Raw genomic sequence first — 25,221 nt, forward strand, 5'->3', positions numbered from 1 at the left:
GAAATCCCATGAAAACTGCCCGGCTCACCGCCGCGATGGCGGGCGTGGTGGCCTTGACCGTGAGCGCGTGCGGGGGATCAGCGCAATCCGGGACGGACCGGACCGCGAACCAGAAACTGGTCGACGGCAAGACGTTCACCTATGCCATCCCGACCGATCCGGGAACGCTCGACCCGGCGATCACCGTGCTCTCGGTCGCCCGCAACCTCGACCAGTTCCTCTACGACGCGCTGATCAATCTCGATTCCAAGGGGCAGCCGGAGGCGGCCCTCGCGGAGAAGTGGGAAGCGAATACGACCACCGCGTCCTTCACTCTGCGCAAGGGAGTCACCTGTTCCGACGGAAGTCCGCTGACCGCGGCCGACGTCGCGGCGAACATCAACTTCGTCGGCGACCCGGCGAACAAGTCCCCGCTCGCCGGTGTCACGGTGAAGAGCGGCACGAAAGCGGTCGCCGGCGACGGCACGGTCACGATCACCAGCGGCGCGCCGGACGCGTTCCTGCTCCGCAACATCGCCGGTCTGCCGATCGTGTGCGCCAAGGGGCTTGCCGACCGGAAGACGCTCGCCAAGGGCGAGAACGGCACCGGCATGTTCGCCATGTCCGAGATCGTCCCGAACGACCACTACACGCTGACCCGGCGCAAGGACTACACGTGGGGTCCCGGCCAGTTCGACCCGAAGCAGCAGGGGGTGCCGGACAAGGTCAACATCCGGATCGTCCCGAACATGACCACCATGTCGAACCTGCTGTTGTCCGGCGAGGTCAACGCCGCCTCGGTGATCGGACAGGACCAGCAGCGGCTCAAGGCGCAGCGGCTGTACCACGCCGACATCGTCTCCCCGTTCGGCGAGTTGTTCTTCAACCAGGCTCCCGGCCGGTTCGGCGCGGACCAGGCGATGCGCCGGGCGCTGACCCAGGCGATCGACCTTCCGCAGGTCGCGAAGGTGCTGACTCGCGACGGCAGTGCGCCGGTCAAGGGCATGGTCACCATCGAACCGCGGCCGTGCGAGGGCGATTCGGTCACCGGCAAGATCCCCGGCTTCGATGTCGCCGCGGCCAAGGCGGCGCTCGATCAGGCGGGCTGGAAACCGGGTCCGGACGGCATCCGCGTGAAGGACGGGAAGCGGCTCGCGCTGACCGCGATCTACGGCACGCAGGCCGGTCCGACGATGCCGCCGGGCGCGGAGCTGATGCAGCAGGGCTGGAAGAGCGTCGGTGTTGACGTGACGCTGAAGGGCGTCGACAGCCCGGGCCTCAGCCAGTTGCTGTTCGCCACCGGCGAGTGGGACATCTCGATGGCGCCGTTGGGCCTCACCCTGCCCAGCCAGCTCGTGCCGTTCATCTCCGGCGGGGAACCGCCGCAGGGCACGAACTTCGCGCACATCAAGAACCCGCAGTACGAGGCGCTGGTCGCCAAGGCGGCCTCGCAGGCCGGGCAAGCGGGCTGCGAGGACTGGATGGCCGCCGAGTCGGCGCTGTTCGAGAAGCAGGACGTCGTGCAGTTCGCGAACTCGGTGGTCCCGACCTTCGGCAGCAACGCGAAGTTCGACATCGTGAACGGCTACATCAAGCCGACCACCATCCGGATGTACGCCTGATGACCGGCGCGATCGCCGTCGCGGGCCCGAAGGTCAGCCCCTGGCTGGCCTTCGGCGCCCGCCGCCTCGGGCGGTTCGTGGTGTCGCTGTGGGTGCTGGTCACCATGGCGTTCCTGATGATCCAGCTGATCCCGGGCGACCCGGTGCGCGCGGCGCTCGGCCTGACCGCGCCGATCGAGCTGATCAACGCCCGCCGCGCCGCGCTCGGGCTTGACCATCCGTTGTGGCAGCAGTACCTCGACTATTTCGGCGGGCTGTTCCGCGGCGATTTCGGCACGTCGATGCTGACTGGGCAGCCGGTCGGCGACGTCATCTCCGACCGGCTCCCGGCGACGCTGCAGCTGGCGCTCCCCGCGTTCGTGGTGGTCATCGGGCTGGCGATCCCGCTCGGCCTGACCTTCGCCGTGCTGACTCGCGGCGGCCGGCATCGCGGCGCCGAACTCGGCTTCACCTCGACCACCGTGCTGTTCGCCGCGATCCCCGAGTTCCTCGTCGCGGTGGCCCTGGTGGCGTTTTTCGCGGTGCAGCTCGGCTGGTTCCCGGTGGCCGGCCACGAGGGTGCGGGTTCGCTCGTGCTGCCGATCATCGCGCTGGCACTCGGCCCGGCCTCGACGCTGTCCCGGATCGTCCGGGTGGAGACGCTTTCCGTGCTGGGCAACGATTTCGTCCGCACCGCGCGCGCGAAACGGCTGCCCGCGCGGATGGTCTACCTGCGGCACGCGCTGCCGAACGCGCTGACCGCGACGCTGACGCTCGGCGGGATGATGCTCACCACCCTGGTCGCGGGCACCGTGCTGGTGGAGAACGTGTTCGCGTGGCCGGGCCTCGGTTCGACGATCTCGCAATCCATTCTGCAGAAGGATTATCCGCTGGTGCAGGGGATTGTGCTCGTGTACGGCATCGGCGTGCTGCTGGTGAACCTCATCGTGGACCTGCTGCTGGCGGTCCTCGATCCGCGTTCGACGATCCGGGAGAACTGAGATGGCGAAACGGCGCGGACAACAGTGGCTGGCCGCCGTGCGCACCCCGCTCGGCGCGTTCTCCGCCGGTCTGCTCGTGCTGGTGATCGCGGTGGCGGTGCTGGGCCCGATCCTGTGGCAGGACTCGGCTTCGGCGATCGACACCAACGCGATCGGCCAGGGTCCCTCGGGCGACCACCTGGTCGGCACCGACGAACTGGGCCGCGACATTTTCTACCGCGTGCTGGTGGCGACCCGGCTTTCGGTGCTGCTGGCGCTGATCGCCGCGGCGCTCGGCGTCGCGACCGGCCTGGTGCTCGGCATGCTGCCCGCGGTGCTGCCGCGTCCGCTCGGCAGACTGCTGACAGCGGCGATCAACATCGCGGTCGCGTTCCCCGGGCTGCTGCTGGTGCTGTTTTTCGCGGTGATTTTCGGCGTGGGCACGCAAGGCGCGGTGATGGCGATCGGGTTCGCGCTGGCTCCGCAGTTCGCCCGGCTGACGCAGACGTTGGCGGCGTCGGTGGCCGGACGGGACTTCGTGTCCGCCGCCCGGGTGGCCGGGGTGGGCCGGATCCGGTTGCTGTTCCGGCACATTCTGCCGAACATCGGCGAGCCGCTGGCGGTCAACGCCACCATGGGCGCGGGCGGTTCCCTGCTGGCGTTCTCCGGGCTGTCGTTCCTCGGGATCGGCGTGCAGGCCCCGGATTACGACTGGGGACGGTTGCTCAACGAAGGCCTCAACGGCATTTACGTCAACCCGGCGGCGGCACTTGCGCCCGGTGTCGCGGTGGTTCTCGCGGGGCTCGCGTTCAACCTCTTCGGCGAGACCGTCGCCGGAGTGATCGGCGTGCGGACACGGTTGCCCCGGCTGACCCCTCGCGTGCTGCGAAAGTCCAAAATGGACACGCCTGCCGCGGACGACGCTGTGCTGGTCGTCGAAAACCTGGAAGTCGCCTTCCCCCGCCCGACCGGTTGGACGGTGCCGGTGCGCGGCGTGAGCTTCACCGTGCGGGCGGGCGAGGCGATCGGAGTAGTGGGCGAATCCGGTTCGGGCAAGAGCTTGACCGGACTCGCGGTGTCGCGGCTGATCGAATCGCCCGGTTCGGTCACCGCGGACCGGCTGGACTTCGCCGGTACGCCGGTGCTCACCACGCCGGAACGCGAATTGCGGACGCTGCTCGGGACGTCGCTGGCGATGGTGTTCCAGGATCCGATGACGTCGTTCAACCCGACGAGGCGGATCGGCCGTCAGCTCGCCGAGGTTTCCGAGCAGCATCACGGACTTTCGCGGACCAAGGCATTCGAGCGGGCCGTCGACCGGCTGCGCGCGGTACGGATTCCGGCGGCGGAACGGCGGGCGAAGCAGTATCCGCACGAGTTTTCCGGCGGCATGCGGCAGCGCGCGATGATCGGCATGGGCCTGATGGGCGACCCGCGGCTGATCATCGCCGACGAACCGACGACGGCGCTGGACGTGACCGTGCAACGGCAATTGCTGCGGCTGCTGGCCCAGACCCGCGCTGAACGGGACACCGCGATCATCCTGATCAGTCACGACATCGCGGTCGTTTCCCAGACGTGCGAACGGATTCTGGTGATGTACGCCGGACGGATCGTGGAGGACCTGCCCGCCGCCGGACCGGACAGCACGCCGCGGCATCCGTACACGCGGGCGCTGCTGGCCACGACGATCGACCTGGAGACGGACCCGGACGCACCGCTCGCGGTGATCCCCGGCCGTCCGCCCGAGCCGGACCAGATGCCGTCCGGCTGCGCGTTCGCGAGCCGCTGCCCGGTGGCGACCGACCGGTGCCGCGAGGAGGACCCGGAACTGACCGTGCTCGCGCCGGAACATCGGGTGGCGTGCTGGCATCCGGATGCGGCAGTGTCGGAAACAGTAGCCGCCACCGCTGGAGGCACGAAATGACCGCCGCTCACCCCTGCCAGCCAAGGTTCGTGAGGGGAACCCTGAGGGAATCAGATTCCCTCAGGGTTCCCCTCACGGACAGTCGGCGCGGCGAGGCAAGGTCGGACGAGGGAGGGGCGAAATGAGCGAATTGGTTTTCGACTCGGTCAGCGTCCGGTACGGCGGGCGGCGCGGGCTCACCGCGGTGGACGGCGTTTCGCTGACCGTCCCGGCGGGCAAGGTCGTCGGCCTCGTCGGCGAATCGGGTTCCGGCAAATCGACGCTCGCCCGGGCAGCCGTCGGATTGTCGCCGGTGAGCGCCGGACGGGTGCTGCTCGGCGGCGTGGACGTGCGGAAACTCCCGCGCCGGCGCCCGCTGCAGATGGTGTTCCAGGACCCTTATTCCTCGCTCAACCCGCGGATGACCATCGGCGAGTCGATCGCCGAAGCCATGCCGCGCGAGCCGAAGTCTGTGAGGGTTCCCCTCACAGACCGCAAGGCGCGCCAAGCGGAAGTGGCGCGCCTGCTGGAGCTGGTGAATCTCGATCCCGAACGGGCCGCGCATCTCCCGGGTCAGCTCTCCGGCGGCCAGCGGCAACGCGTCGCACTCGCCCGGGCGCTAGCAGGTCAGCCGGAGGCATTGATCGCCGACGAAATCACCTCCGCGCTCGACGTGTCGGTGCAAGGCGCGGTTCTCAATCTTGTGCGTGAAGTACAGCGGCAACTCGATTTGTCGATGCTGTTCATCTCGCACAACCTCGCCGTGATCCGGTATCTCAGCGATTTCGTCGCGGTGATGTACCTCGGCCGGATCGTCGAAGCCGGACCGGCCGAGCAGGTCCTCACCGATCCGCAGCATCCCTACACTCGCGACCTGCTCGACGCCGCCCCGTCGGCGCACAAGTCGCTGTTCGACCTCGAACCCGGCGCGACCGCGGACGCGGAACCGCCGGATCCGCACCATCCGCCGGCCGGATGCCGGTACCACCCGCGCTGCCCGGTCGGCCCGCTCGTGCGGAGCGACCGCGAGATCTGCCTGCGGGCCGATCCGGCCGAGGACTCCGCACCCCGGCGGCACGCGTCGGCCTGCCACTTCAGCGAATCCGAGGGCCACGAGCCCGCGATCTCTCAAGGAGCCAGCGTATGACCCGCCGTCTCGGCATCGATGACCTGTACGCCCTCGCCGCGCCCAGCCAGCCCGCGCTTTCGCCGGACGGCAGCCGGATCGTCTACGTGCTGCGGACCGCGGACCGGGAGGAGGACCGGAACGTCGACGCGCTCTGGACGGTCGGCACCTCCTCCGGCGAGGCCCGGCAGCTCACCCGCGGAAACGCCGACGCGGCACCGAAATGGGCTCCGGACGGTTCCCGGCTCGCGTTCCTGCGAGCCCAGGACGGCCCGGCGCAGGTCTGGGTCCTCCCGGCAGACAGCGGCGAGGCCGAGCAGCTCACCAAGCTCCCGCTCGGCGCGGGCGCACCGGTGTGGAGCCCGGACGGCAGCAAAATCGCGTTCTCCGCGGCGATCGACCTGGCCGCGATTGTCGAAGCGCCGCCGGCGAACACGCCAATCGTCGCCGAGCGGCTGGACTACAAGTCCGACGGCCCCGGCCTGCTGAAGACCCTCCGCAGCCACATCCACGTCCTCGACGTCGCCGCCGGCGAAGTCCAGCAGCGCACCTTCGGCGACTGGCACGCGGGCCAGCCCGCCTGGTCGCCCGACGGCAAGCACGTCGCGTTCACCGCGTCCCTTGACGACGACGCCGACCTCACCTTCCGGTCCTCCGCCTACGTCCTCGACGTCACCGAGCGGAACGCCGAACCGCGCCTGGTCGGCACCGACCAGGGCATGGCAGGCACGGTCGGCTGGACCGCCGACGGCAAGGCGCTGCTGGTGGTCGGCCGCACCGACACCGTCACCGGACACCTCGGTCTGCTGCGCGTTCCGCTGGACGGCGGCGAGACGGTCAACCTTGCCGCCAGCCTCGACCGCAACGTCATGTCCGGCGGCCCCGGTTACCCGGGCGCGCTGCCGCAGCTGAACGAGGCGGGCGACGTCGTGCTGTTCGCGATCCGCGACCGCGGCTGCACCCATCTGTACGAAGTGGACCTTGCCGGTGGAGACCCGCGTCCGGTGCTGGTCGGCGACGGAAACGTCGTGTCCGGAGTGGACTTGGTCGGCGGCCAGGCGGCGATTGTGTTGGCTACCAGCGATTCCTTCGGCGAGGTCGCGGTTCTCGACCGTGCCACGGGTTCGGTCGACGTGCGCACGAAGCACGGCGACGCAGTGTCCGAAGTGGAATTGTTCGGCCGCGAGTCACGAGAATTCACCATCAGCGACGGCACTGTCGTCCAGGGCTGGCTCATCCGCGACACCGAACGCACCGGCCCTCAGCCGTTGCTGATCGACATTCACGGCGGCCCGCACAACGCTTGGAACGGTGCCGCAGACTCGATTCACCTGTATCACCAAACCCTTGCCGCGCGCGGCTGGGCAGTGCTGCTGATCAACCCGCGAGCCAGCGACGGCTACGGCGAAGAGTTCTTCACCGCCGCGATCGGCGCATGGGGCAGCGCGGACGCGCCGGACTTCCTCGAGCCGATCGACCAGCTCGTCGCCGAAGGTCTCGCGGACCCGGACCGGCTCGCCGTCACCGGATACAGCTACGGCGGCTACATGACCTGCTACCTCACCAGCCGCGACGACCGCTTCGCCGCCGCGGTCGCCGGTGGCGTCGTCAGCGATCTGACCAGCCTGGCCGGGACGTCCGACGGCGGCCACTACATGGCAGTCAACGAATTCTCCGGACTTTCCTCGGGCAAGTACGAGAAGTCCTCGCCGCACGCGCAGGTCGAACAGGTCCGCACGCCGACGTTGATCCTCCAGGGCGGCGAAGACGTCCGGTGCCCGGTCGGCCAGGCCGAGCAGTGGTTCACCGCGCTGCGCGAGCGCGACGTGCCGTCCCGGCTGGTGTTGTACCCGGGCGGCGCGCATCTGTTCGTTTTGGACGGTCCGCCTTCGCACCGCGCCGACTACAACCAGCGCGTGGTCGACTGGGTCGAGCAGTACGCCGGTTCGCGGGTGCCGATCGACGCCGCGCACTGGAGCCGCCGCCTGGCGGAACTGGCGCGCAAGCACGACATTCCCGGTGCGTCGCTGGGCATCCTGCGCGTCGACACCGGCGAGGAGGTGTTCGCGACCCACGGCGTGCTGAACAAGGCGACCGAGGTCGAGGTCACCGAGGATTCGCTGTTCCAGATCGGCTCGATCTCCAAGGTGTGGACGTCGACCGTGGTGATGCAGCTCGTCGACGAGGGCCTGCTCGACCTCGACGCGCCGATCCTGGACGTGCTGCCCGAACTGCGGCTGTCCGATCCGGAGGTGACCAAGCGCGTCACCATGCGGCACCTGCTAACGCACACCAGCGGCATCGACGGCGACATCTTCACCGACACCGGCCGCGGCGACGATTGCGTCGAGAAGTTCGTCGACCTGCTGGACGAAGCCGCGCAGAACCATCCTCTCGGCGCGACTTTCTCCTACTGCAACTCGGGTTTCGTGCTCATGGGCCGGGTGATCGAGAAGCTCACCGGGAAGACCTGGGACGCCGCGATGCGGGACAAGCTGTACACCCCGCTCGGCCTCACGCACACGGTCACGCTGCCGGAGGAGGCGTTGCTGTTCCGCGCCGCGGTCGGCCACGTCGCGCCGGACGGCGAGGACCCGGCTCCGGCCCCGGCCTGGCAGCTGCCGCGCTCGGCCGGACCGGCCGGTCTGATCACCGCGCGCGCCGCGGACGTCCTCGCCTTCGCCCGCCTGCACCTCACCGGCGGCCTGACCGCGGACGGCACGCGGATCCTGTCGGCGGAATCGGCCGCGGCGATGGCGGCCAAGCAGGCTGACGTCCCGGACAAGCACACCCTCGGCGATTCGTGGGGCCTCGGCTGGATCCGCGACGACTGGGGCGGCCGCCGAGTGATCGGCCACGACGGCAACACGATCGGCCAGTCGGCGTTCCTGCGCCTGCTGCCGGACGCGGGCCTCGCGGTCACGCTGCTGACGAACGGCGGCCACGCGCGGGATCTGTTCACCGAGCTGTACCGGGAGATCTTCGCCGAACTCGCCGACGTCGCCATGCCGCGTCCGCTCGAACCCCCGGCCACGCCGGTCACCGTCGACGCGAGCCGGCACCTGGGCGTGTACGAACGGGCGGGCGCGCACCTCGAGGTGGTGGAGCGCGAGGGTGGTTTGCGCGTCGTGTACACCATCACCGGACCGCTGGCGGAGCTGTTGCCGGACAAGGTTCAGGAGTTCGACCTGGTGGCGGTCTCGGACACGCTGTTCGTGCTCCGGATGCCGGGCGGGCAGTTCTGGACGCCGGTGCTGTTCTACACGCTGCCGACCGGCGAGCCGTACGTGCACTTCGGCGCGCGGGCGACGCCCAAGGTGGCCTGAGGGCGGAGGGGCTGGGTTCGCTCAGCCCCTCCAGTCCGTCACTCCGCGTAAGCTCGGCTCGTGCCGGAAATCCGCCCGAGGCCCGCCGTGGTCTCGCAGTTCGTGGAGAAGCGGGGCCACCTCGCGCACGGCGATGGCATCGCACCGCACCGGCATGTCCAGGGGCAGTTGCTGTATCCGTCGGCGGGCGTCCTCGCGACCACGACCGAACGCGGCACGTGGGTCGCTCCGGCCAACCGGGTCGCGTGGACTCCGCCGGGTTTCGAGCACTATTCCCGTGCGTACGGCCAGACCGAGGTCCGGGTCCTGGAGTTCTCCGGGGAACTGTCCGCCTCGCTGCCAGATCAGCCAACGGTCTTCGAGGTGTCGCCGCTGCTGCGGGAGGCGTTGCTCGTCCTCACCAGCCGGACCCTTCGCCCGGAGGCCAGGGAACGGCTTCGCGGAGTGGTCGTCGACGAGCTGGTCGTCGGCCCCGACGAGGCGATGTACCTCCCCGCCGCGTCCGACGACCGCCTTCGCGCGGTCACCGATCTTCTCCACGCCGACCCCGCGGCCTCGCTGACCTTGGCCGAGTTCGGCCGAACGGTCGGGGCGGGGGAGCGGACCTTGAGCCGCTTGTTCCAGACTGAGCTGGGGATGAGCTTCCACCAATGGCGCAGCCTGCTGCGCGTGCAGCACGCCCTGATTCGTCTAGCCGAGGGCGACGCCGTCATCGACACCGCGGCCCGGCTCGGTTGGGCCAATCCGACCAGTTTCATCGAAGCGTTCACCGCGGTCGTCGGCCAGACGCCCGGCCGCTATCAGCAGGAGCTGCGCCGCGCCGGCCGATGAGGTTTGGCGGGTTTCCGGAAGACCCAGTCGGGCTGCTGGTACCGCTGGCCGCTGGGTTCCGGCGAACCTGGAGACATGACCGCAACACCGTCCGAAGTGGACGAGAAGACCGCTGTAGTGATCGTGGGCGCCGGAGTCGCCGGGCTCACCCTGGGAATTTTCCTGCTGCACAGCGGAATCGACTGCGTCATCGTGGAAAAGCGCAGCCTGGAGTACGTCGGACAACGCCAGCGAGCCGGAGTCGTCGACACCCGGGCCGCCCGGATGTTCCGCGCACACGGCCTGGAAGACCGGGTCGTCGGCGGCGTCCCGACCCAGCCGGTGCTGAACTTCCGCATCGACGGCGAAACCCGCCCATTAGCCCTGTCCGCCGACGACCAGGACGATGGGCGGTTCTGCCCGCAGCAGCTTTTGGTCCGAAACCTGATCGAAGTTTTCCTCGCCGACGGCGGAGATCTCCGCTTCTCCGTGGAGGCATCGATCGAGAACCTCGACCGTCCGCTGGTCCGCTGCCCAGATAACCGAACGATCGCCTGCGAATTCATCGCCGGCTGCGACGGAGACCGCGGCGTCAGCCGAGCCGCGATCCCGGACCTCACGCGCTACACCCACGAATACGGCTACGCCTGGCTGACGGTATTGGCGGAAGTACCCGCCAATCACCAATCCATGATGGCACTCCACTCCCGTGGCTTCGCCGGTCAATTCGCCCGAGGCCCGCAGGCAAGCCGGTTCTATCTGCAATGCCCGCTGGACAGCTCCTTGGCGGAATGGACCGACGACCGCATTTGGACGGAGATCGAAGCCCGTTTCGAGGAACCCATGACGAGGGGTCCGATCGCGAGTACGCAGATGGTGCCGTTGCGAAGCGTGGTGCACAGCACGATGAATCACGGCCGCCTGTACCTCCTCGGCGACGCTGCGCACATCGTCCCGCCCATGAGCGCGAAGGGGATGAACCTGGCCTTGCACGATGCCGAGCTGTTCGCGGACGCCGTTGTCCGCTACCGGAAAGAAGGGGATTCAAGCCTGCTAAACAGCTACTCGACTACGGCGTTGCGCCACATCTGGAAGTACCAAGCCTTCGCAAGCTGGTGGACCGAGCTAGTACACAACGCCGGTAACTCCACCTACGAAGGCGAGTTCCGACGCCAAGCCGCCCGCGCAGAGCTGGAAGGCCTATTCAAGCCCGGCCCAGCAAACCGCCGACTAAGCGAGTTCATCGCCGGGCTCGCCTGATCAATCCTTCCGCCGCGCCAAAAAACGCACCAGCAGAATCACCAAGCACGCCGCCGCGATGCCACCCCCGATATACCGGTAAGTGTCCTCCAGCCCAGCGAACTGGCCGATCGAATTAGCAGCGGCACCGGCGAGAAAAACCAGCCACAGCAAAGCAGTAACAGCAGGGCCGCCAGCGGTGCGGCTTCGGGAAGTCTCCATGCCGAGAACACTATGGACCGGCCAGCGCGCCAACCATGCCGTGCACGCCCAACTTCACGGTGGTGCCTGCGCTACCAAGAAGGGCTCGTGAGTGCCAATCCCGGTTAGAACCGGGATTGGCACTCACGAGCGCAGGTAGGCCAGCACCGCCAGCACCCGCCGGTGTCCGCTGTCCTCCGGCAAGCCGAGTTTCGCGAAGATGTTGCGGATGTGCTTGAGCACCGTCCCGTCGCTCACCACCAGCAGTTCCGCGATCGTGGCGTTGTTGTACCCCTCCGCCATCAGCCCGAGCACCTCGCGTTCGCGCGCGGTGAGCGCGTCGATCGGGTCGCGGCGGTGGGCCAGCAGCTGGGTCACCACCTCGGGGTCCATCGCCGTGCCGCCTTCCGCAACGCGGTGCAGCGAGTCGAGGAACTTGGCGACCTTGCCGACGCGTTCCTTGAGCAGGTAGCCGACCGCGCCCTTGCCGTCCGCGAGGAGCTCGGCCGCGTAGCCGGTTTCGACATGTGCGGACAGCACCAGCACCGGCAGCCCGGGGTGCAGCTGCCGCGCCTCCACGGCCGCGCGCAGGCCCTCGTCGGTGTGCGTCGGGGGCAGCCGGACGTCGGTGATCACCGCGTCCGGCCGGTCCTCGCGAACGAACGCGAGGAATTCGTCGGTGTTGTCGAACGCCGCGGCGACCTCGATGCCCGAGGTGTCGAGCAGCAGCACCAAACCTTCTCGCAGCAGGGCGTCGTCCTCGACGATCACGACCCGCATGGCAACTCCACTTCCAGAACAGTCGGTCCACCGGGCGGGCTCGTGAGCGTGACCGTCCCGTCGAAGGCCTCGGCGCGTTTCCGGATCCCGGCCAGCCCGCTGCCTTGGGATTCGTCCGCGCCGCCGCGGCCGTCGTCGCGGATTTCGATCCGCAGGGTGTCGATGGTGCCGTCGAGCGTAATCGACGCCTGTTCGGCACCGGAATGCTTGGTCACGTTAGCCAGCGCTTCGGCGACGATGAAGTACGCCGCCGCCTCGACCGCGGCTGGTCGGCGCGCGCTGCTGCGAATGTCCACAGTGCACGGAACCGCGCACCGATCGGCGAGAGCGGTGATCGCGCCGGCGAGGCCGCGGTCGGTCAGCAGCGGCGGGTGAATGCTCCGCACGACGGTGCGCAATTCGGCGAGCGCTTCGGTCGCCGCGTCCTGCGCCTTGCCGAGCAATTCCCTTGCCTTGGCCGGATTCCCTTCGAAAAGCTGATCGGCGACACCGAGCTGCAGCACGACCGCGGACAGCCGAGCTTGCGTGCCGTCGTGCAGATCACGTTCGAGACGGCGGAGTTCGGCGCCGTGCGCCTCGAGCGCGGCGGCGCGGGTCGCGGTCAGCTCGACGACCCGGTCGGTCAGCGAAGCACCGGGCCGCGGACCGAGAAGCGCCCGCGCCGCAAGGGCTTGCCAGCGCGCCAGCGGCGAGGCCCAGAACGTGAGCGCGATCATGACGAGCCCGGTGAACACGCAGAGCGCGGCCGACGGCCACGAGTTCACCATGAACTCCAGCGAGCTCTGGATTCCGCCGGGCACCAGCCACCAGAACACGCCGGTGAGGATCTGGCGCAGTCCGCCGAGCGGCAGGCTGAACGCGAGCACCCCGACGATGAAGCCGACCACGGCATGCAACGCCAGCCACGCGAGATCCCGCAGGCTCGCCGGGTCGCGGATCGGCGAAACGTTGGCGTACGGCTCGGCGATCGGCTCGCCGAGCCTGCGGCCGGCGCGGCGGCGTTCGAAGCGCAGCGGGTAGCGGATCAGCTTCAGAGCGACCGGCAGCGCCGGGATCCCGACGCCGATCAAGCACGTCGCGAGCACGATGGCCATCGCGAAAAAGAGCAGCAGGGCGAGGAACGAGGTCGCGGCCCCCACCAGCAGATAGCGGAGTCCGGACCACCACGAGCGCAGCCGGCTTTTCACTCCCGCATTGTCCCATTAGGACCTCCCCACCGGACGTGGTGGTGCCTGCGCTACCCCCAAGACTCCCGCGCTCGGGATCGTTTCCGCGCGCCCGCCGCCATAACTTCGATACCGACAGAGAATCTGCTGGTCCGAGGAGCGACGCGAAGATGAACACAGGCGGTACACACGCCCTGAGGCTGGAAGCGGTGCGCAAGATCTACGGCTCCGGCGACGGCGCGGTCACCGCGCTGGACGGGGTGTCGGTCGGGATCCAGCGGGGCTCCTTCACCGCGGTCATGGGGCCCTCAGGTTCGGGCAAGAGCACCTTCCTGCACTGCGCGGCTGGTCTGGACCGGCCGAGTTCGGGCAAGGTGCTGCTCGGCGAAACCGAACTCGGCGGGCTCCGCGAGCGGTCGCTCACCGAATTGCGCCGGACCCGGATCGGGTTCATTTTCCAGGCCTACAACCTGCTGCCGTCGCTGAATGTGCTGCAGAACATCACCCTGCCGATGCGTCTCGCGGGCAAGAAACCGGACGCCCGCTGGCTGCGCGAGATCGTCGACGGCGTCGGCATCGCGAAGCGGCTGGAGCATCGCCCGGCGGAACTCTCCGGCGGACAGCAGCAGCGCGTCGCGATCGCCCGCGCGCTGATCACCCGCCCCGAGGTCGTGCTCGCCGACGAACCGACCGGCGCGCTCGACACCCGCACCGCGCGCCAGGTGCTCGACCTGTTGCGCACCGTGGTCGACCAGATTGGCCAGACCGTGTTGATGGTCACCCACGACCCGGTTGCCGCGTCCGCCGCGCACGGAGTGCTGTTCCTCGCCGACGGCAAGCTCGCCGGCCACCTCCCGCAGCCGACCCCGGAGCGGGTCGCCGAGCGGATGACCCACCTCGGGGAGTGGTGACCGCCATGTGGTCGTTGGCTCTGCAAACGACGAAGGCCCGGCTGAGCGGGTTCGTCGGCGCGTTCATCGCGATCCTCTGCGGCACCGCGCTCGTCGCGGGCTGCGGCATCCTCATGGAGTCCGGTCTGCGCGCCGGAGTCCCGACCCAGCGTTACGCCGAGGCCGCGGTGGTGGTCGGCGGCCCGCAGACCACGAAACCGCCGGGCGCGGATTTCGGCGAGTCCGAGCAGATCAGCGAGCAGACCACGGTGCCGGAGACGCTGATCACCAAGATCTCCGGAGTGCCCGGCGTGCGTCAGGCGGTGCCGGAGCAGGACTTCCCGGCGAACGTCGTGACGTCCAGCGGGCAGGTGCTCACCGGTCCGAACGGCGCCCAGTCGCGGGGACACAACTGGGACTCGGCCGTGCTGGCTCCGTTCTCGTTGCGCGAAGGCCACGCTCCCGAAGCGGCGAACGAAGTCGTTCTCGACGCGGAGCTCGCGGCTCGCGGCGGGGTTTCGGTCGGCAGCACGGTGCGGATCTCGACCCGTTCCACGCCCATGGACTTCCGCGTCACCGGCATCGCCGCGCCCAAAACCGGCAACGGTTTGCCGCGACAGTCGGCAATGTTCTTCTCCGCCGCGCGCGCCGCTGACCTTTCTGGGAAACCCGGCCAGGTGCACGCGATCGGCGTGCTGGCCGAGCCCGGAGTGTCTACAGGGGACTTGGAAACCCGCATCAGCGAGGCGGTCAGCGGGCAACCGGTCACGGTGACGACCGGCGTCGGGCGCAGCACCGTCGAATTCCTCGACGTGAGCCAGACCCGGGTGCTGCTGTTCGCCCTCGCGGGTTCGTTCGGCGGGTTCGCGATCCTGGTCGCGGTGTTCGTCGTGTCGAGCACGCTGGCCTTGGTGATCAACCAGCGCCGCCGGGAATTCGCCCTGCTGCGGGCGATCGCGGCCACGCCGAAGCAGATCCGCAAGCTGATCGGCGCCGAAACGATGCTGGTCGCGATCACCGCCGGAGTGTTCGGCGCGGGTTTGGGCGTGGCCGTGGCCTACGGATTGCGCAACGCCTTCGCCGGGGTCGGCGTGATCCCGCAGGACTTCGACCTCGCGGTCGGCCCGATCCCGCTCATTGTCGCGTTCCTGCTGGGCTTGGGAGCGGCGCGGCTGGCCGCGTGGTCGGCGGCACGGCGTCCGTCGTCGATCCGCCCGATCGAAGCGCTTGGCGAGGCAGCTGTCGAACGTCGTGAACTCGGTCGGACCCGCCTCCTCATCGGCTGGCTGCTGGTGGTGGCCGGCTTCGGCGGCGCGACCGTCCCGATGTACGTCACCGGCGACGGCGCGCTCGCGGCCTCCTCGATGTCCGCACTGGTGGTCGTGATCGGGCTCTCGGTGCTCGGGCCGAGGGTGGTCGCCTTCATGACCCGGATCATCGCCCCGGTCTACTCCGGCGTCTCGCGGATCAGCGGCTACCTGGCCGCCGCGAACAACCAGGCCAACGCCCGCCGTCTCGCGTCGGCGGTGACCCCGGTGATGCTGGCGGTCGCCTTCGCGATCTCGATGTTCTACAGCCAGACGTCGTCCGCCGCGGCCCGGCAGGAACAAGCCGTCCGGTCGACCACCGCAGACCACGTCTTGACCAGCACCACCGGCGCGCTGTCTCCGGAAGTCGCCGCGGCGGCACGGGCAGTCCCCGGCGTCGCGGCGGCCACCTCGGTGATCCGCACCGACGTGGTCACCACGGTGCCGGAGGAGAAGCGGCTGCGCGTGATGAAGTACCCGGCGCAGGGATTGAACGGCGACCAGGTGCGCGGCGTGCTCGATCTCGGTGTGGTGTCCGGGAATCTGGCCGACCTGCGCGGCGACACCGTCGCGATGAGCAAGGGCGAAGCCGATTGGTACGACAAGAAAATCGGCGACGAGGTCGACTTCTGGTTCGCCGACGGCCGCCCGGCGAAGGTGAAACTGGTCGCCGTCTACACGCACAACCAGGCGTTCGGCGAGTACGTGCTGCCCGCCGACCTCGCCCGCTCGCACACCGGCGACCGGATGGACAGTTCCGTTTTGGTGCGCCAAGACCCGAACGCGGACCCGGCCGCAGTGAGCGCCGCACTGGCCGAGCTCAGCACGCGCTACCCAGGCCTCACCGTCGCGCCCGGCGCCACGGTGTCCGCGGCGGCCAACTCGGCGAGCCAGCAGCAGTTCTACCTGAACCTGGTCGCGGTCGGCGTGATCCTCGGCTACGTGGTGATCTCGGTGGCCAACACGCTGGTGATGACCACGGCGCAGCGCTCCCGGGAATTCGCGCTGCTGCGGCTGATCGGCACCACACGCGGCCAAGTCGTGCGAATGATGCGTCTGGAAGCGCTGACGACTGCCGGGATCGCGGTACTGCTCGGCACGGTGGTAGCGGCGATTCCGCTGGCCCTGCTGAACCTCGCGACGCGCGACACGCTGCTGCCGTCCGGAACGCCCGCCGTGTTCGGCGGAATCATCGCCGGAGCTTTCCTGCTCAGCCTGGTCTCGCTCGGTCTGTCCACTCGGGTCACCCTGCGCGCCAAGCCCATCGACGCCATCGGCCTCCGCGAATAAGAAGGAAAAACCTTGCTGAAACAGCTTTCGGTGGCGGTCCTCACCGCGGCGGGCCTGCTCCTGCCCGCCGCGGCGGACGCCGCACCGGCTCGCTTTCTCGACCAGTCCACGATTCCCGATCTGCAGCGTGCGATGGATCATCGTCAGTTGACCTCGGAACAACTGACCCGCGGCTACCTGCGCCGCATCGAAGAACTGAACCCGCGGTTGCACGCCGTCGTGCAAACCAATCCGGACGCACTGGCGGCGGCAAAGGAGAGCGACACCCGCCGCCGGACGCACGCTTCTCGCGGTTTCCTGGAAGGAATCCCGTTGCTGCTGAAGGAAAACACCGACACCGCGGACCGGCAAACCACCACCGCGGGTTCGACCGCGATGCTCGGCGCACGTCCGGCGAAGGACGCCTTCCTAGTCCAGCGCCTGCGCTCCGCCGGTGCGGTCGTGCTCGGCAAAGCGAACCTGTCGGAATGGTCGAACTTCCGCTCAACGGGACAGATTCCCGGCTGGAGCGGCGTCGCCGGACAGACCCGCAATCCCTACGCACTGGACCGCAGCCCATGCGGTTCGTCGAGCGGCTCGGCAGTCGCCGCGGCGGCCGGTCTGGCGACCGTCGCCATCGGCACCGAGACCGACGGTTCAATCGTCTGCCCGGCGGCCGCGACGTCGACTGTTGGCGTGAAGACCAGCCTCGGCGTAGTGAGCCGCAGCGGTGTCGTACCGATCACCGGCCAGCACGACACTCCCGGCCCGATCGCGCGCAACGTCACCGACGCCGCACTCACCCTCTCCGTGCTGGCGGGTGCCGACCCAGCCGACCCCGCCTCAGCCGCGGCGACGTTCCCGAAGGACCTTCGACTGGACCGAAATGCCCTGCGCGGCAAGCGAATCGGCATCTGGCGAAAGGGGCACGCTGGCATCGACCAACAGTCCGATCGCATCTTCGAGTCCACAGTGCACACTCTGCGTTCGCTGGGCGCGACGGTCGTTGACGGGGCAGACGTCGAGGACATCTCGTGGTCAGTCAAACCGGATCTGCTCCCCGCGCTGCTGACCGAGTTCAAACACGACCTGAACGCCTACCTCGCCGCGACTCCCGGCGAACACCCGCGGAACCTGTCGGAGCTGATCGCCTACAACGACCAGCATCGCGACGTCGAAATGCCGCTGTTCGACCAAAACCTGCTTGTCGAAGCGAACGCCGCCGACGGCAACCTGAACGACCAGACCTACCGCCGCCACCGCGCCGCCGCGACGGGCATCGCGCAACGTTCGATCGACGACGTCCTGGCGTCGAACGGCCTGGACGCGATCGTCACTCTGAGCGGCTTGCCCGCCTCACCGCTGGACCGCCCGGGCGACCCTCGATTCTTGAGCAGCACCCGCAACACTTCCGTGGCTGGCTACCCGAACATCACGGTGCCAGCCGGATTCGCGGGCCCGCTGCCAGTCGGAATCTCGTTCCTGGGCACCAAATACCGCGATGCGCAGCTGCTGGGCTTCGCCTACGCGTACGAGCAGGCGACCCACGCGCGGCAGGCACCGCGGTATCTGCTCGCTGCGTAGGCGGTCAGCGCCGGGGCTCGCCTTTGTCGACGGGCTTGGCGCGCGGTGCCGAAGTACGTGAGGGGAACCCTGAGGGAATCAGATTCCCTCAGGGTTCCCCTCACGTACTTTCCCTTCGCCGCCGAGCACCACCTTGGCCGAGCGGCATGCACTCGATGTCACCCCAGTGCGGAGCAGCCAGTACTCAAGGCCGAACCCAGCGCCTGGGTGTCCCGCTGATCGGGATCAACCCCCGAAATTCGCCCCTTGCGCCCGAACGGCCCAGCCTCCAGGCAAAACGCCCCGGCACCGTTAGCGTTCCGTGACCAACCCCCGACCCGCCGTATCGGAGGCGTCAGTTTCTACCTCAGTCACCGGATTAATCGGGCACGCTCACTCATTCGGGTTAACTACTTCGCTATCTTGGACCCCGTGGTGCACGCAAAGTCACGTTCCGCGCAGCGGGCGAGCCTTCGGCTGGGTGCCGTGGCCGTCGCCACGGTCCTGGGGGCCGGGCTCGCCGGTGCCTACGTCGGCCTGCAGCGGACCGCGGAGGCCCAGACCGCCAAACCGGTGTCCAACGTCGCCGTCGCGCGCGGGGCCAGCGGCAGCGCGGGCAACGCCAGCAGCACGGTCAGCGGTGGAACCGGCGGCAAGGCGCCGGCGTCCTCGCAGGCCTCCGCGCCCGCGCTGCCCGACCACCCCACCCCGTTCAGCGTCAAGCTGTCCTCAAAGGACATTCCGGAGAAGGGCGGCGGCGTCCGCACCGGCGGCTGCAGCGGTTCGCTCATCGCTCCGCAATGGATCGTCACCGCCGGCCACTGCTTCCACGACCTCGACGGAACCCGCGTCAGCGGCAAACCCGACTACACGATGACCGCCGCGATCGGGAAGCTCACCGACTCCGACCCGCGCGGGCACGTGCTGAAGATCGTGGACACGCGCCAGTCCGCGGTGAACGACCTCGCGATCGCCAAGCTGTCCGAGCCGGTCACCGACATCGAACCGCTCGCGCTCCCGGACGGTCCGCCGGATCCGGGCCAGCACACGACCTTCGTCGGATGGGGTTCGCTGTCCGCCAAGGTCATCGTGCAGACCGACCACATCAAACGCGGCGATTTCCAAGTCGCCGAAGTGCGCAAGAACGAGATCACCCTGGACCCGCTGAAGAAGCGCACCGTCGAGAACAGCCCATGCCCGGACGACTCAGGTTCGCCGTTCTTCGTACCGATCAAGGGAAAGAACACGCTGATCGCGGTCGAGAACTTCGGCCCCGACTGCCCTCAGCCCGGCACCGAAACCGCGGCGCGCGTGGACCAGCTCGTGTCGTGGATCAGGGGTGAGATCGGCGAATAAGCCCTCACCGGGGCAGCAACGCCGCCAATTCCCGGGCGGCAGCACGCAAAGCGGGCACGAACTCCTCTAGCTGAGCAACGCTCAGCCGGTAAGCCGGTGCCGCGGTGGACAACGCGGCGATCGCGGTCCCGTCGGGAGTCCGGATCGGAACACCGACCGCGCGGATGCCTTCCTCGTGCTCCTCGTCGGCGATCGCGAAACCACGCTCGCGCACGGCCGCGATCTCCGCCGCGAACGCCTCGCGCGCGGTGATCGTGCGCGGGCCCAGCTCCGGCAGGTCCAGCGAAGCGACCAACTCGTCCCGGTTCGACGCGAACGCGACCAGGCATTTGCCCATCGACGTGCAGTGCAACGGCCCGCGCGCACCGGGCTCACCGCGGATCTGCAGCCGCTGCGAGCCCTGCACCGAGTGCACGTAAACCTGGTTGTGCCCGTCCAGCACAGCCAGCAGCGTCGGCTCGCCGGTCTCCGCGGACACCTTCTGCATGACCGGCAGCGCGACGCCGGCGAACCCGCGCGCCTGCGACACCGATTGGCCAAGCTCGAACAGCCGCAGCCCCAGCGAGTACCGCTTCGAAATCGGGTCGTTGCGCGCGAATCCCTCGCTCTGCAAGGAACTGAGCAGCCGATGCGTGGTGCTCACCGGATATCCGGCGGCGCGCGCGAGCTCGGACAGCGGCACGCCTTCGGGGTAGCCGCCGAGCAGGGACAGCACCCGCAAAGCCTTGCCGACCATGTCCGCCATCGGACCCCCTTGACGTCCCGGGCGCGGCGACGCACACTGCCTCTCACCGCATTGCGGAATAGCTTTCCATATGACGGAAAGCGCGTCAAGGACTTGGGTCAGCGGCGACAGGAGTACCGGATGAACACCGTCGAGCAGGCGGGCACGCTCGGGCGGCAGCGCTGGCTGCGGCTGATCCCGATCGTCTTCGTCACCTACAGCCTCGCCTACCTCGACCGGTCGAACTTCTCGATCGCGACCGCGGGCGGCATGGCCGAGGACCTGAACCTCACGAGCACGACGTCCGGGCTGATCGGCGCGTCGTTCTTCCTCGGCTACTTCCTCCTGCAGGTCCCCGGCGTCCTCTACGCCGACCGCCGCAGCGTGCGGAGCCTGATCTTCTGGTCGGTGCTCGCGTGGGGCGTCCTCGCGACCGCGCAGGGCCTGCTCAGTTCGGTGCCGGTGCTGATCGTGGTGCGGTTCCTGCTCGGCGCGGTGGAAGCGGCGGTGCTGCCCGCGCTCGTCGTGCTGCTCGCGCGCTGGTTCACGAAGGCCGAACGCGGACGGGCCAACGCTTTCCTCATCCTCGGCAACCCGGTCACGGTGATGTGGCTGTCGGCGTTGTCCGGGTATCTGATCGAGGCGACGTCCTGGCGCGGCATGTTCATCATCGAGGGAATCCCGGCGCTGATCTGGGCTTTCGTGTTCCGCGCACAGGTCCGCGACCGGCCCGCCGACACGCAGTGGCTCGACCCGGCCGGTCGCGACGCGATCGAGCGCGCGATCGCCGCGGAACAGGCGCAGCTGCCGGAACCGGCGGACCGTCCGGTGCGGGAAGCGTTGCGGTCCAAGGCGGTTCTGCTGCTGTCGGCGCAGTATCTGTTGTGGAGCATCGGAGTTTACGGCTTCGTGTTTTGGCTGCCGTCGATCGTGAAGGCGGGTTCGTCCGCCGGAATCGGCGCGACCGGTTTGCTGTCGGCGATCCCGTACGCGTTCGCCGTGGTTGCGATGCTGATCAACTCGCGCAGCTCGGACCGATCCGGCGTGCGTCGCCGATACGTCTGGCCGTGGCTGCTCGCCGGCGCGGTCGCGTTCTACGGTTCGTATCTCTTGGGGAAGCAGCATTTCTGGTGGGCATTCGTCCTGCTGGCGATCGCCGCGGTGGCCTTGTACGCGCCGTACGGCCCGTTCTTCGCGTTGATTTCCGAACTGCTGCCGCAGCGGACCGCCGGGGTGGCGGTGGCCGTGATCAACGCGGCCGGCGCGCTCGGCGGGTTCCTCGGGACGTACCTGGTGGGCTGGCTCGAAACCGCCACCGGCAGCACGGCAGCCGCGTTCTTGATGCTGGCGGGGACAATGGCCGCAGCCGCGGTGCTGGTGCTCGCGGTTCCGGTGAAAACGAAGGAAAGGCGAGCATGACCGCGCGTGTACTGGTGCCCTGGTCCGACATTTCCGTCCCGGCCGAACTCGACGCGGTCGTGTGGGACGGCCGCGGCACCCCGCCGGACGGCCTCGACGACGTCGAGTTCTACGTCCTGCCCTACGACCAGGGCCCGGCGGCGGCGAAGCTCATCCCGCAGCTGCCGTCGCTGCGCGCGGTCCAGACGCTTTCCGCGGGCTACGACAACCTGCTGCCGCTCGTCCCGTCCGGTGTGCGGCTGGCGAACGGCCGGGGCCTGCACGACCTCAGCGTCGCCGAGCACACGCTCGCGCTGATCCTTGCCGCGCAACGGTATTTCCCGCGCTGGTTCGCACAGCAGCAGACCGGTTCGTGGGACCGGGTGCACACGCGCTCGCTCGCCGACTGCCGCGTCCTGCTGGTCGGCTACGGCTCGATCGGCCGCGCCATCGAGCGCTACCTGGATGCGGGCGAGGCCGAGGTGGTCCGGGTCGCCAGCACCGCTCGCTCCGGCGTGCACGGCATCGCCGAACTGCCGGACCTCCTGCCGACCGCGGACATCGTGGTGCTGGTCCTGCCCGACACCCCGCAGACCCGCGGCCTTCTCGGCGCGCCGGAACTTGCTCTGCTGCCGGACACGGCCCTGATCGTGAACGTCGGCCGCGGCACCGCCGTCGACACCGACGCGCTCACCGCCGAGGTCGCCGCCGGCCGCCTGCGCGCGGCGCTCGACGTCGTCGACCCGGAACCGCTGCCCGCCGACCATCCACTGTGGACGCTCGACGGCGCGATCGTCACCCCGCACATCGCGGGCGGCTCGGACTCGTTCTACCCGCGCGCCAAGCGGCTGGCCGAACGCCAGCTCGCGCACTACGCGAAGGGCGAGCCGCTGGAGAACCTGGTCAACTGAGCACGGCCGCGATGGCGGGCTGATACGCGGCGATCTGGTCGGGCGTCCACTGTCCGGCCAGGTCGTGCGTGACGATCCGGTAGATGAGCGCGCGGATCAGCATCTGCTGCCATTCAGGCAGATGCGCCCAGCGGTCGATCAGGCTGGGCTCCGCGTCGTACCAGCACAACGCGTCGGCGACCGCCACCGCGGCGGCCCAGGCCGGGGGACGCCAGTAGATCGCCCAGTCGATCACCGCGGGCGGCTGTCCCGGCGCGAAGAGGACGTTGCCGGGGAGATCGCCGTGCACCGCCTGCGCGGCCGACTCGACCGGACGACGTGCCTCGAACAACGGGCGGAGGAGGTCACGAGCCGCCGCCGAGCCTTCGGGCGGCAATTCTCCCCAGGCCATCCGGTCTCCGATGGTCCAGGGATCAGTGCGGAAGTCGAGGAAGTCCGGACGCGGCAGGTGGGCGATCGCCTGATGGAACGCGATCCCGGCCCGAATCGCGTCGTCGGGCCGGGAAGTGTCCGGGCGTCCGGGAACCAGCAGACTCGCCTCCCAGCCGAGCGACGGATGACCGCCGGATGTCCCGTTCCCGGCGATCCACTCTCCGTCGCGAGTCCGCAGCGGCCGGGCGATCCGGAACTCCGCCGACTCCGCCACCTCGGCGAGCGCCGCCGCCCGCCACGGCGTTTCCGGAGCGAACTCCACCGGTTTCAACACGATGTCCCCGGCGCGCCAGGTCTCGCCTTTCCCGCCTTCCAGCCGAACCGGATCGCCGGCGCAGCCGAACGCGGCCAGCACGTCCGCCGGAGGTTGCTTGTTCAACCGTTCTGCCCTTTCTCTCGGGTTTCCGCAGCTCTTCGCACATGTACCCAGAGCAACGCAAGGGGAGGAACGACTCCGACTGGTGGTATTAAAGCGCAGTCAGGGGACCACCCACAGTGCACATGTGAGCCCTGTGTATGCTTCGCCATCGCTTGACTGGGTGGATTCTTCACCCGAATTGGTGGCCGTCGTGGTCGGGGAGATGTGGTCTCACGCGGTCCGTCGTTCGTGGTTCGGGACTGGATGGGAGAAAGCATGCACGGCAGGTCAGTTCTGGTCCGGGGAGGGGCCGCGGTGGCTTCCGCGGCGGCGGCGCTCATGATCGCCGCGCCGGTCGCCCTCGCGGACGACAACGCCCCCACGGCGCGCAGCGGCGCGGCCTCGGGCGAGCTGGTGTACGGCGGCACGTCGGGCTTCGACGTCAACATCGCCGACAAGGGCAAGGTCCAGACGACGCTGTTCAACTTCAAGCTGTCCGACGGCGCCATCTCGAAGATGTACTGCGTGCAGATCGAGGTCGGCGCGCGCTTCGGCGAGACGATGGTCGAACACGCCTGGAACGACTACCCCGACGCGAAGTCGCCGTTCCGCAAGAACAACAAGAACATCAACTGGGTGCTGCACCACAGCTTCCCCTCCGAGGACGTGGCGTCGCTTGAGAAGACGCTGACCGGCAAGGGCGCCAAGCTCCACGACGGTCTGTCCACGAAGGAAGCGCTGACCGCGACGCAGGCCGCGGTGTGGCACTACAGCGACGGCAAGGACCTCGACGCCGAGAACCCGCTGGCCAACGGCTCCCCGGACGAGGCGGCCGACGTTCTCGCGCTGTACAACTACCTGACCGGTGACGCGAACACCGGTGTCGAGGAGAAGAAGCCGACGCTGAGCATCACGCCGGCCAAGGCGAGCGGCGAAGCGGGCACGAAGATCGGCCCGTTCACCGTCGCGACGACCGGCAGCGTCACCGACTTCACGAGCAAGCTCCCCGAGGGCGTGAAGGTCGTCGGCGAGAACGGCGAGGAGATCAAGTCCTCGGCGATCAAGAACGGCACGAAGCTGTTCCTGGACGTCCCGAAGGACGCGAAGCCCGGCACGGCCGAACTCGCGGTGAAGGCCGCTGGCGACGTCAACACGGGTCGCCTGTTCGTGGCCAAGAACTACGCGGACAACCCGGCGCAGTCGCTGATCGTGGCGCAGTCGCAGAAGAGCAGCGTCGAAGCGGCCGCAACCGGCACGTGGACCGAAACGGGCCCGGTGACCACCGCGCCCGCGACGACTGCTCCTGCTGCTGGCGGCAACAACTCGGGCCAGACCCCGCTGGCGAACACCGGCGTGAACGCCGCCCTGCCCATCGGCATCGGCGCGGCCCTGGTGATCGCTGGCGGCGGGATGCTGCTGGTGGTTCGCCGTCGTCGGAGCAACGCCTGATTTACTCGCAGTAATCCGCACTAGCTGAGCGGGCCGGTCCTTTGAGGACTGGCCCGCTTTGCTATGTGCGCAGTCAATTGCACCACTGCACCACGGCCACTTGTCACTGCCACGACCACGACCACTGCTATCGCTGCCGCTGCCGCTGCGCTGCTGCTGCTGCTGCCGCTGCGCTGCTGCTGCTGCCGCTGCGCTGCTGCTGCTGCCGCCGCTCTCGCACGCGGAGCGTGCGAGAGCCACCGCTCGCCGCCGCCCGCTCCTCCAGACGTCGGTGAAGGGCTCCTTGAGGGAATCTAATTCCCTCAAGGAGCCCTTCACAGACCGCCCACCCGCGAAACCGCAGCCAGTGCACCCAACTCACCAGGCACCCACACCCCCCCGCACCCCGATACGAAGCCAAAATGCGGTCTGGGGTGGCTTGTCAAGGCATCTTTCCCGCCTTGACAAGCC

The 25,221-nt window shown here is 68.8% G+C and carries 19 protein-coding genes; 14 read left to right on the plus strand and 5 right to left on the minus strand.

Annotation, left to right across the window (positions count from 1 at the left end; all coding sequences use genetic code 11):
* Window positions 1-8 precede the first annotated feature (8 nt).
* From AB5I40_RS33180 to AB5I40_RS33210, 7 genes are all read left to right on the plus strand, one after another.
* Window positions 9-1,601, plus strand: coding sequence for an ABC transporter substrate-binding protein (locus tag AB5I40_RS33180; RefSeq protein WP_370934142.1), 1,593 nt, complete (start codon window positions 9-11; stop codon window positions 1,599-1,601).
* Window positions 1,601-2,581 carry an ABC transporter permease gene (locus AB5I40_RS33185; RefSeq protein ID WP_370934143.1) on the plus strand — a complete coding sequence of 327 codons (981 nt, stop codon included), beginning with the start codon at window positions 1,601-1,603 and terminating at the stop codon, window positions 2,579-2,581. Before AB5I40_RS33180 ends, AB5I40_RS33185 begins: the two co-directional genes overlap by 1 nt.
* Before the next feature lies 1 nt (window position 2,582).
* Window positions 2,583-4,487, plus strand: coding sequence for a dipeptide/oligopeptide/nickel ABC transporter permease/ATP-binding protein (locus AB5I40_RS33190; RefSeq protein WP_370934144.1), 1,905 nt, complete (start codon window positions 2,583-2,585; stop codon window positions 4,485-4,487).
* Window positions 4,488-4,608: 121 nt separating this feature from the next.
* The gene (locus tag AB5I40_RS33195) at window positions 4,609-5,613 is read left to right on the plus strand and encodes an ABC transporter ATP-binding protein (protein WP_370934145.1); all 1,005 of its coding nucleotides are present in this window, start codon (window positions 4,609-4,611) and stop codon (window positions 5,611-5,613) included.
* A complete protein-coding gene (locus AB5I40_RS33200; protein WP_370934146.1) occupies window positions 5,610-8,918 on the plus strand; it encodes a serine hydrolase in 3,309 nt (1,102 codons plus the stop codon). The genes AB5I40_RS33195 and AB5I40_RS33200 overlap by 4 nt, the downstream gene beginning before the upstream one ends.
* Window positions 8,919-8,978: 60 nt before the next feature.
* Window positions 8,979-9,749 carry a helix-turn-helix domain-containing protein gene (locus AB5I40_RS33205; RefSeq protein WP_370934147.1) on the plus strand — a complete coding sequence of 257 codons (771 nt, stop codon included), beginning with the start codon at window positions 8,979-8,981 and terminating at the stop codon, window positions 9,747-9,749.
* A gap of 96 nt (window positions 9,750-9,845) precedes the next feature.
* Entirely contained in the window at window positions 9,846-10,988 is a 1,143-nt protein-coding gene (locus AB5I40_RS33210; protein WP_370934148.1) for a 4-hydroxybenzoate 3-monooxygenase, read from the plus strand.
* On the opposite strand, the gene AB5I40_RS33215 is transcribed toward AB5I40_RS33210, so the two are convergent.
* From AB5I40_RS33215 to AB5I40_RS33225, 3 genes are all read right to left on the minus strand, one after another.
* Window positions 10,989-11,189, minus strand: a complete 201-nt coding sequence (locus AB5I40_RS33215) for a hypothetical protein (protein ID WP_370934149.1) — start codon at window positions 11,187-11,189, stop codon at window positions 10,989-10,991.
* Window positions 11,190-11,312: 123 nt separating this feature from the next.
* Window positions 11,313-11,948 carry a response regulator gene (locus AB5I40_RS33220; RefSeq protein ID WP_370934150.1) on the minus strand — a complete coding sequence of 212 codons (636 nt, stop codon included), beginning with the start codon at window positions 11,946-11,948 and terminating at the stop codon, window positions 11,313-11,315.
* The gene (locus tag AB5I40_RS33225) at window positions 11,936-13,135 is read right to left on the minus strand and encodes a sensor histidine kinase (RefSeq protein ID WP_370934151.1); all 1,200 of its coding nucleotides are present in this window, start codon (window positions 13,133-13,135) and stop codon (window positions 11,936-11,938) included. Before AB5I40_RS33225 ends, AB5I40_RS33220 begins: the two co-directional genes overlap by 13 nt.
* 149 nt (window positions 13,136-13,284) lie before the next feature.
* On the opposite strand from AB5I40_RS33225, the gene AB5I40_RS33230 reads away from it, so the two are divergent.
* From AB5I40_RS33230 to AB5I40_RS33245, 4 genes are all read left to right on the plus strand, one after another.
* The gene (locus tag AB5I40_RS33230; RefSeq protein ID WP_370934152.1) at window positions 13,285-14,025 is read left to right on the plus strand and encodes an ABC transporter ATP-binding protein; all 741 of its coding nucleotides are present in this window, start codon (window positions 13,285-13,287) and stop codon (window positions 14,023-14,025) included.
* Between the two features lie 5 nt (window positions 14,026-14,030).
* On the plus strand, window positions 14,031-16,601 hold the full coding sequence (locus AB5I40_RS33235; RefSeq protein WP_370934153.1) for an FtsX-like permease family protein: 2,571 nt from the start codon (window positions 14,031-14,033) through the stop codon (window positions 16,599-16,601).
* Window positions 16,602-16,616: 15 nt separating this feature from the next.
* Entirely contained in the window at window positions 16,617-18,164 is a 1,548-nt protein-coding gene (locus AB5I40_RS33240; RefSeq protein ID WP_370940666.1) for an amidase, read from the plus strand.
* Window positions 18,165-18,629: 465 nt separating this feature from the next.
* Entirely contained in the window at window positions 18,630-19,499 is an 870-nt protein-coding gene (locus AB5I40_RS33245; protein WP_370934154.1) for a trypsin-like serine protease, read from the plus strand.
* Window positions 19,500-19,503: 4 nt separating this feature from the next.
* Here the strand turns inward: AB5I40_RS33245 and AB5I40_RS33250 are convergent, their stop codons facing one another.
* Window positions 19,504-20,244: an IclR family transcriptional regulator gene (locus AB5I40_RS33250; RefSeq protein ID WP_370934155.1), complete on the minus strand. Its 741-nt coding sequence runs from the start codon at window positions 20,242-20,244 to the stop codon at window positions 19,504-19,506.
* Between the two features lie 120 nt (window positions 20,245-20,364).
* Here AB5I40_RS33250 and AB5I40_RS33255 point away from each other — a divergent pair, with 120 nt between their 5' ends.
* Entirely contained in the window at window positions 20,365-21,642 is a 1,278-nt protein-coding gene (locus tag AB5I40_RS33255; protein WP_370934156.1) for an MFS transporter, read from the plus strand.
* Window positions 21,639-22,532 (plus strand): 2-hydroxyacid dehydrogenase, encoded by an 894-nt coding sequence (locus tag AB5I40_RS33260; protein ID WP_370934157.1) that lies wholly within the window; start codon window positions 21,639-21,641, stop codon window positions 22,530-22,532. The genes AB5I40_RS33255 and AB5I40_RS33260 overlap by 4 nt, the downstream gene beginning before the upstream one ends.
* Here the strand turns inward: AB5I40_RS33260 and AB5I40_RS33265 are convergent.
* Window positions 22,525-23,343, minus strand: a complete 819-nt coding sequence (locus AB5I40_RS33265; RefSeq protein ID WP_370934158.1) for a TIGR02569 family protein — start codon at window positions 23,341-23,343, stop codon at window positions 22,525-22,527. The two genes, AB5I40_RS33260 and AB5I40_RS33265, sit on opposite strands and share 8 nt — an antisense overlap.
* A 294-nt stretch (window positions 23,344-23,637) precedes the next feature.
* On the opposite strand from AB5I40_RS33265, the gene AB5I40_RS33270 reads away from it, so the two are divergent.
* Window positions 23,638-24,771: a thioester domain-containing protein gene (locus AB5I40_RS33270; RefSeq protein ID WP_370934159.1), complete on the plus strand. Its 1,134-nt coding sequence runs from the start codon at window positions 23,638-23,640 to the stop codon at window positions 24,769-24,771.
* Window positions 24,772-25,221 lie beyond the last annotated feature (450 nt).

Origin of the sequence: Amycolatopsis sp. cg13 (genome assembly GCF_041346965.1) — a bacterium.
Classification (GTDB): Bacteria; Actinomycetota; Actinomycetes; order Mycobacteriales; family Pseudonocardiaceae; genus Amycolatopsis.